Origin of the sequence: Alteromonas sp. PRIM-21, from assembly GCF_027563165.1 — a bacterium.
GTDB classification, from domain to species: domain Bacteria; phylum Pseudomonadota; class Gammaproteobacteria; order Enterobacterales; family Alteromonadaceae; genus Alteromonas; species Alteromonas macleodii_A.
The window spans coordinates 218077-226652 of the sequence record NZ_JADOEK010000008.1 but is presented as its reverse complement, the minus strand read 5'-3'; the positions used below and the strand labels follow the sequence as shown (position 1 = coordinate 226652).

The following is an 8576-nucleotide window of genomic DNA, read 5'->3' as shown; positions in this document are numbered from 1 at the left end:
CTGCGTAAACCGACCCACATTCTGGTCGTAATATCTCGCTCTTAGGTAGTAATTATCCAGCTGTGCATCAAACTGTTCGCCCGAGTACAAATAGTCATTATCTGTTATACCATCCGTATTGAGCAATGTACCAAAGGCATCAAAGGTGTAACTATCACTCAACCCATTTGTGTCTGACAGGTTTCGCGTATTCCCTTGCCCATCATAGTGGAAGTAACTGGTATTGCTTGTGCTTAGGTCGGTTTGACTGATGAGGTCGTTACCAAAGGTATAAGCCTTGGCTACACTGTTGTCGTCAGCTAGCTCCGCTATCACCTACTGATACGCCCGGTTACTGTCTACAAGGCAATAATCATCGTGTCACACACAATTAGCCCACCGTGGTCCAGAATCAGGGATTATCCACTTGGAAAATCCCGCCCTTTTGGACCAACGCGGAACCTATTTTGGACTAGAACGTGATAAACGTGTGGACCAGAAAGTGACAACGGATTGGACCACGCAATATTCAAAGAACCTGTCTAGCCATCAAAATAGTTTAAAAAACCTCTATTTCGCAAACAACATATTATCTTCTAAATAGTAATTCCCGTTTCGCAAAATAAGGGTCTGACTCTTAAAAAACTCCGACAAGCTTTTACCTAAGGCTCTATTGTCATCCTCTACTTCATATCCAAAAACGGTAAAGTCATTTACCTCTTTGGTGGTTGTTAAATCGATAACTAAATAGTTTCCAGCATAGTCAGATGCAAATGGTAAATGCATTTTATGCCATTCAGGAATATCTGGTTCATTTGAAGCAACTTCTAGCAGCATACGATACTCTTCAATTGCTCTATTAATACTTAGTAAATAATAGCCATCTATTAAATAAGGTAAGCATTGATCAGACTCTACTTGCCCATTAGCAATTGAGTAAAGATCTATTATTTGTGAATCACTTTCAATATCGAGAGCTTCTGTAAGAAAACCAATATCTTCTTTTGAAGCCCCATCATTGAGACACGATTTACTGCCTATGATACTTGTAAGTTCATTTGAGTAATCAGTAAAAGTTACTACTAATTTCTCATTATTTTTATTCATATTAATCTCAGTACACCCAATTATTAAAAAACAATAAGTTATAAATGTAAGATTAACTAACTTCATTCTTTTGGACATATCATTACCGTTTTTGGAGAAGACATATTAACTGCAACACCAAACACACCTTTAATAGGGTCACCTTTTTTCACTCTACAGTGGCTATAAAACCCTCCCAATTTCCTACCTGCGGCTTGATTATGACCACTAAAAACTGGACGTAAAGAAACTTTGCCAGCAGCATAATTAACTGGCCCGCCTTCTCGGGTAGAAGCAAATGGATACTCGTCACAATCGTTACCAGATATTCCCCCTGTGCGACCTCTACATTCTGGTTTAGTACTATATGACCACCGTTGTCTGCTTACTCTATTTAATAACGGGGTCATACCAGCCATTTGCGCATCAAACATGTGTTTTGATGCCTCACCATAATTATTCCCGTAAATAAGTAAAGGAATATTAGACTTACAGTTTTTACCACCTGCTCTCGCACATCTACGAACTTGATATTTACCTAACTGAACATCGGCATAAGTCCTTTCTTTAAATGCCGGTATTCGAAGCGGGTCATTATCAAGCGCTATAGAATCATACAAGCTCGCGCCAATAGTAGTAACAACAGTGGCAGCAAGAATCTTATTAATATTTGTACTTACGGCAAAACCAGCTAATGAAATATTACCGCTTGGATCAATATTATTAATCGGATCAGCATGAGTATACATGTACTTATGCAGGGTAAGCGGCTCGACCATTCTTCCCTGATACGTATCCATCTGCGTAAACCGACCCACATTCTGGTTGTAATATCTGGCTCTGAGGTAGTAATTATCCAGCTCTGCATCAAACTGTTCGCCCTAGTACACCTGCTCAAAGTCTACCAATTTATCCTCTGCTATCGATAACGCTCCATTGACTATGGTGGGAGGCCACTGTTTGAAAAGCCAACTAGTTTTTTAATTTATAGCCAGTCTCAGTCAGTGCATTTTTCAGATATTCAAGGGCTTTTTCTAAATCAATACTGCTGTTCTCAGGCAGACCAGCAACTTCCTCCTGCATAATTCTTGAAACTATAGCTTTTTTATTTTCATTGGAAGCAGATGCATAATTATCATATTCAAAGGGGATTTCGACTATTAAGACTCCGCTCATCTCATCATCTATGTATTTTGGTGAGCTCCATTTTTCCAAAACTTCTTTTGAGCAAAGCTTAATTATAATTTTCCCAAAGTTGCCAGTTACATTTGTTTTGAAAGTTTTATATATATAGTCAGACAATTCTTTTGCATCCATAGCAAATTGGAATGCAGCCTCCCTACCAAAATGATTAGACAAATGTATTTCAATTTCACGTAAGTACTTGTTCACAGTATTACCTTAATTACAAGTTGGACGTTTATTGCCTTCAGGGTTTCGACCATTAGCTTTGTTGTATGCACAAACTAGAGCTTTCTCAGCAGCTAATGCGGCCAATCTATTTGGTAGGTTATTAAACATCACAACTGGGAGATATCTTTTAGCCTTAACCTTATTATTGAGTTTATTGGCTTGAGAATTTGCTCTTTTTGACGAACCATTTTTCTTTAACACACCACCACTAATACCATATTTGTAGATATCAAAATCTCTTACATCGTCAATTCTATATAGGTGTTGGCGTTTATTACTATTTTTACTATTTCCATGAACTTGCTTGCGTTTATTCGAAAGCCGCATCACTTTTAATGCAGATGCTGCAGGTAGCATTCCCAACAAGATTCCAGACCCAATTTCTAAAGGTGTAACCTTATCACCGCTATCTGTAGCTAAACTAAAAACTTCAACTGCGGCATTTGCTCGAGTTGCTAATGTAGCCGCTATATCAACTGTTCTCATTGTCGACGCTATACTGAAATTCCCTGCTGGGTCGACTTTGTTTAATGGCTCAGCATCAGCATAAATATATTTATTAAGTGTAATCGGGCTTTTTGGACGCCCCATCCAAGTATCCATCTGTGTAAACCGACCCACACTTTGGTCGTAGTATCTCGCTCTTAGGTAATAGTTATCTAATTCCGCATCAAACTGCTCACCCGAGTACAAATAGTCATTGTCTGTGCTGCCACTGGTGTTGAGCAATGTACCAAAGGCATCAAAGATGTAGCTATCACTCAACCCATTTGTGTCTGACAGGTTTCGCGTATTCCCTTGCCCATCATAGTGGAAGTAGCTCGTATTGCTTGTGCTTAGGTCGGTTTGACTGATGAGGTCGTTACCAAAGGTATAAGCGTTGGCTACGCTGTTGTCGTCGGCTAACTCCGCAATCACCTGCTGATACGCCCGGTTACTGTCTACAAGGCAATAATCATCGTGTCAAAGACGATTAGCCCACAGTGGTCCAAAAACAGGGATTATCCAACTGGAAAATCCCACCATTCTGGACCAACGCGGAACCTGCTTTGGACCACAAGGTGATAAACGTGTGGACCAGAAAAGGACAACGGTTTGGACCAAGCTTAGCGTATTTATTCATGTGACCATTAGGCTCCTTTGTGGTCACTTGCATCAATATATAAAGGCAGCCCAATAAACTAATTGAATAAACTCAGTTTCAGATCCATTCAAAAATGTCAGGTTCTGAAAGTTCAGGGATCTCTTGAAAGTCCGGAAACACGACTATAACTGAGTTAGATGTAACGCCCCTTTTTTTTCCGCCATTTACAAATTCCTTCCAGCGCTCGACTGTAAAAGCCATGCAAACCGAAAAGCCTTCATCAATAAATATAATCGAAGGTATTGTCGAATTCAGAGAATCTGATCCTATGAAAATAGTACCAAAATCAAACTCTTTGCTGTCCACAACAAATTTCTTCCTATCACATTTACCGCATTTCCAGCTTTGCTGAAAAGCTTCAGGATAAGAAGCTCCAATATGGCCTATTTGTGGTATAACTTTTTGCGGAATTGCCTCAAAGTACCCGCACTCATTGCCGTTATACAATACCGGTATTAAAGCCATTGTTTTGAGTTCTGAAGGTTTAAGCTGTTCAACAAAACCTTCTGAATAAATCATAATATTGGGGTAGGTCTTGACTACACCGCAAACCAACCCCAAAGGCTTTTGATCAACTTCAAGCAAAACCTCTGAGTTCCTTTTCCCTTTTCCAAATCCACACTTTTCACAAACACCATCATCAAACAAATATGCGCTATTTAGAGCATTGACACTATCATTGTATGATGCAGCGACTAAGCATGTTAATCCAACTTCGCTTTTGCTTTGAAGTGGAGGGAACACTTCAATTAAAGCTTCCCCATCACCAATCCTATATGCTATCTCAAGCGCTAATTCGACCTTTGCCTCTTCAATAGTTTTCCCTTCAACAGTGCATTCAAATGGCTTTTTTAGCTTCAGTTTAAAAACATCATCTTCTTCAATACATTGAGCTAAATAGATATTTCCTTCACTCATTAATAATTACCTACAAAGTGTTTTCTATTTTTCTTAACGAAATTTGTCAAACTAGTTGGTTTTCTTTTCAATCCGCAGTAACTATCAACCATTCCCGAGGCTTTTAGAATTGCTTTGTAAAGTGCTTTTCGACCTGCTGGTGATTGACTAATAACGTTCCAATTTTGTTTCTTTGTCCAATTGCCCATATTCCTAAATGCGGGTTCGTCTAGCAATAAATGATGTAAAACAAAATGGAACATGCGGTGAGTGTTTGCTGGTAAATAAATGAGAGACTGGTTATCTGCACCACCTAAATTCTTATTTATTGGGTGATGGCCGTGAACTCTATCTCTTGAGTATTCTCGCTTAACATAGGCTACACCAACCTGACAGGTAATAGCTTTAGTTACACTCTTTTTACCTTTGATTTTGGTATAGCTAAAGCCTACAGTTTGCACCCCTCTTGAATTTGTACTCAAAACCTGACGGACATTCATAGATGCTTGGAGATCAGCCATGCTATAAAATCCTGTTGGGTCTGTGTACTGAATTGGATCAGCATTAGCATACACATATTTGTTTAATGTAATAGGCGTACAAGCTTTGCCCATCCACTCATCCATCTGCGTAAACCGACCCACATTCTGGTCGTAATATCTCGCTCTTAGGTAGTAATTATCCAGCTGTGCATCAAACTGTTCGCCCGAGTACAAATAGTCATTATCTGTTATACCATCCGTATTGAGCAATGTACCAAAGGCATCAAAGGTGTAGCTATCACTCAGTCCGCTTGTGTCAGGTTTCTCGTATTCCTCTGCCCATCATAGTGGAAGTAGCTTGTATCGCTTGTACTTAGGTCGGTTTGACTGATGAGGTCGTTACCAAAGGTGAAAGCCTTATTAACACTGCCGTCATCGGCTAACCCTGCAATCACCTGCTGATACGCCCGGTTACTGTCTACAAGGCAATAATCATCGTGTCAAAGACGATTAGCCCACAGTGGTCCAAAAACAGGGATTATCCATATGGAAAATCCCACCCTTTTGGACCAACCAAGAACCTGCTTTGGACCAAAACGTGATAAAGGTGTGGACCAAGTAAGGTATAGCCAAACCGACGTGTTAAAACTCTGCTACGTCAAAGTTTAAGTTCGCCCTAAAATTGCACTTTGAAACTCTTCATAAGTGTTAAAATGTTTTGACCCCTCATGCTCCAACATAGATTCGAAGCTATCCTTGAACCATTTTTCATCATACTTTGCTAATAGCTCCCTACTACTTATCTCTTCAAAAAACGGTAAGGCAAATGATTCGATAAGTTTTAACTGCTGCTCTAAGGCTTCTTCAACTAACTCAACTTTACTTATGTCCTGGCTATCACTTACAGGAGTACCGTGTGAAACGCCTTCATCGGTTAACCCACCTCCACTGCAGCTAGGAAGAAGTGATTTGGGAAACTGATTCATATCATAGTCAGGTTGCATTTCTGGAACCCAACAGCCGATACTTGACCTTAATCGGTTGCCCGCATTCCATACATTTAGCGTTATAAATTGATAAATGTCGTTTTTCTTTCTGTAAGCTGTAAGACCATTGCCGAAAAATTTGAACCCATATTCTTCAATAGTTGGCTTAAATTTATCCTTTGCAATTTTTTTAACTTCCGATACTTTAGCCATTCAATTCTCATTTTTTATTTACAAAGATTTCAACAACGTCAATTCCGCCAAATCGAGAGCGTCTTTTATTAACGCTATTCTTGCTCCAACCCCTTCCAGTTTTCAGATCAAAAGCCAAAACCTTAGTACTTCCTCGATATATTACTACGTCCAATCCAAGCGAGCCTTTTTTCCTCTGGTTTTGAAAATCAATATCTTTATTCGGAATCCTAAATATCTATCCTTCAACTCTCAAATTCAAATTTCTGAATACTGAATTCTTATTTAAAGTATCGATGGTATCTTTCAAGTGTTTATGTGCTTTAGAACCCATTGAGCCTTTCCCTGCCCCAATTTCACCTTTGGCCAAGTCCGCCAACATCATATCTACCGAAGAAATAGCATGATTTATAACCAACTCATCTATTGCTCCAAATGCTTCTTTTCCAAACTATCTACTATCTGAACTAGCACCACTCTTTCGATGAGACTTTGTGAGTGACCAGACCATAGGCATACCCGACCCATTACAAGATCGTAGAGACACTTAAAGAGCTTATTTTACAGAGGGAAATTTAAGGGTAGCTATTGAGAAGCTGATAAAATAATGTGAAAGGAGATTAAGGAAATATTGTGAAACTAACTGTGATACAGAACGTACCACAGTTAGTTTCGGAAGGCTTGTAAGCCCTTGATTTATAAGGACCTGGAAAGCGGGAGGGGTGATTACATCATGCCGCCCATACCGCCCATGCCGCCCATGTCAGGCATTGCAGGAGCTGCTGCTTCTTCTTTAGGTAGTTCAGCTACCATTGCTTCAGTAGTGATCATTAGTGAAGCAATTGAAGATGCGAACTGTAGTGCAGAGCGCGTTACTTTAGTTGGGTCAAGAATACCCATCTCTAGCATGTCGCCGTAAGTGTCGTTTCCTGCGTTGTAACCGTAGTTACCGTCGCCGTTCTTCACTTCGTTAACAACTACTGATGCTTCTGCACCTGAGTTGATAGAGATTTGACGTAGAGGCGCTTCCATTGCACGTAGTGCAAGCTTAACACCTACAGTTTGGTCGTCGTTGTCGCCCGTTAGCTCAGCAAGTTTAGCTGCTGCGCGAACTAGTGCTACACCACCACCAGGTACTACGCCTTCTTCAACCGCTGCGCGCGTTGCGTGTAGTGCATCTTCTACGCGATCTTTCTTCTCTTTCATTTCAACTTCAGTCGCTGCACCAACTTTAATTACTGCAACACCGCCAGAAAGCTTAGCTAGACGCTCTTGAAGCTTCTCTTTGTCGTAGTCAGAAGTAGACTCTTCAATTTGACCTTTGATTTGAGCACAACGGCCTTCAATCGCTTCTTCGTCGCCGTTACCGTCAACAACTGTTGTGTTGTCTTTGTTGATAACTACACGCTTAGCAGTACCTAGGTCTTCAAGCTGTACTTTTTCAAGGTCTAGACCAATCTCTTCAGAGATTACAGTACCGCCAGTTAGGATAGCGATATCTTGAAGCATTGCTTTACGACGGTCACCAAAACCAGGTGCTTTAACCGCTGCAACTTTAACGATACCGCGCATGTTGTTTACTACTAGAGTAGCAAGCGCTTCGCCTTCAACATCTTCAGCGATGATCATAAGCGGCTTACCAGCTTTCGCTACGCCTTCAAGGGTAGGAAGTAGTTCGCGGATGTTAGAAATCTTCTTATCAACCAATAGAATGAACGGGTTGTCTAGTTCAACAGTACCGTTTTCTTGGTTGTTGATGAAGTATGGAGATAGGTAACCGCGGTCAAACTGCATACCTTCAACAACGTCTAGTTCGTTTTGAAGTGCTTGACCTTCTTCTACAGTGATTACACCTTCTTTACCTACTTTTTCCATTGCTTGAGCAATGATGTCACCAACTTCTGCATCAGAGTTTGCAGAGATAGTACCTACTTGTGCGATAGACTTGCTGTCTGCACAGTCAGTAGAAAGGGCTTTAAGCTCTTCAACTGCTGAAACAACCGCTTTGTCGATACCGCGCTTAAGGTCCATTGGGTTCATACCCGCTGCAACACTCTTAAGGCCTTCAGATACGATTGCTTGAGCAAGTACAGTAGCAGTAGTAGTACCGTCACCTGCTTCGTCGTTCGCTTTAGACGCAACTTCTTTTACCATCTGCGCGCCCATGTTCTCGAACTTGTCTTCAAGCTCGATTTCTTTCGCTACAGATACACCATCTTTAGTGATAGTAGGTGCACCGAAAGACTTGTCTAGAACAACGTTACGGCCTTTTGGACCTAGTGTTACTTTAACTGCGTTAGCTAGTGTGTTTACGCCTTTTAGCATTTTGCTGCGAGCGTCATCACCAAAACGTACTTCTTTAGCTGCCATGATTAAATTCCTCTAAAATTCGTTTTA

General features: G+C 40.6%; 10 protein-coding genes and 1 pseudogene. All 11 read right to left on the bottom strand.

Going from position 1 to position 8576, the window contains the following annotated elements; genetic code table 11:
• The coding region (locus IW644_RS13115) for an RHS repeat-associated core domain-containing protein (RefSeq protein WP_269917968.1) at positions 1-315 on the bottom strand (315 nt) is incomplete at its 3' end.
• Between the two features lie 234 nt (positions 316-549).
• Positions 550-1086, bottom strand: coding sequence for an SMI1/KNR4 family protein (locus IW644_RS13110; RefSeq protein WP_269917967.1), 537 nt, complete (start codon positions 1084-1086; stop codon positions 550-552).
• A 62-nt stretch (positions 1087-1148) separates the two neighbouring features.
• Positions 1149-1724 (bottom strand): NucA/NucB deoxyribonuclease domain-containing protein, encoded by a 576-nt coding sequence (locus tag IW644_RS20010; protein WP_442864441.1) that lies wholly within the window; start codon positions 1722-1724, stop codon positions 1149-1151.
• Between the two features lie 57 nt (positions 1725-1781).
• Positions 1782-1934: pseudogene (locus IW644_RS13100) on the bottom strand (RHS repeat-associated core domain-containing protein); the annotation flags it as partial.
• Between the two features lie 103 nt (positions 1935-2037).
• Positions 2038-2457: a hypothetical protein gene (locus tag IW644_RS13095; protein ID WP_269917966.1), complete on the bottom strand. Its 420-nt coding sequence runs from the start codon at positions 2455-2457 to the stop codon at positions 2038-2040.
• A 9-nt stretch (positions 2458-2466) separates the two neighbouring features.
• Positions 2467-3396 carry an RHS repeat-associated core domain-containing protein gene (locus IW644_RS13090; RefSeq protein WP_269917965.1) on the bottom strand — a complete coding sequence of 310 codons (930 nt, stop codon included), beginning with the start codon at positions 3394-3396 and terminating at the stop codon, positions 2467-2469.
• Positions 3397-3679: 283 nt separating this feature from the next.
• A complete protein-coding gene (locus IW644_RS13085; protein WP_269917964.1) occupies positions 3680-4540 on the bottom strand; it encodes a hypothetical protein in 861 nt (286 codons plus the stop codon).
• Entirely contained in the window at positions 4540-5307 is a 768-nt protein-coding gene (locus tag IW644_RS13080; RefSeq protein ID WP_269917975.1) for an RHS repeat-associated core domain-containing protein, read from the bottom strand. The genes IW644_RS13085 and IW644_RS13080 overlap by 1 nt, the downstream gene beginning before the upstream one ends.
• Positions 5304-5456, bottom strand: a complete 153-nt coding sequence (locus tag IW644_RS13075; protein WP_269917963.1) for a hypothetical protein — start codon at positions 5454-5456, stop codon at positions 5304-5306. Before IW644_RS13075 ends, IW644_RS13080 begins: the two co-directional genes overlap by 4 nt.
• 210 nt (positions 5457-5666) lie before the next feature.
• A complete protein-coding gene (locus IW644_RS13070) occupies positions 5667-6200 on the bottom strand; it encodes a hypothetical protein (protein WP_269917962.1) in 534 nt (177 codons plus the stop codon).
• 705 nt (positions 6201-6905) lie between these two features.
• Positions 6906-8549 (bottom strand): chaperonin GroEL, encoded by a 1644-nt coding sequence (groL, locus tag IW644_RS13065; protein ID WP_269917961.1) that lies wholly within the window; start codon positions 8547-8549, stop codon positions 6906-6908.
• Between the last annotated feature and the right edge of the window lie 27 nt (positions 8550-8576).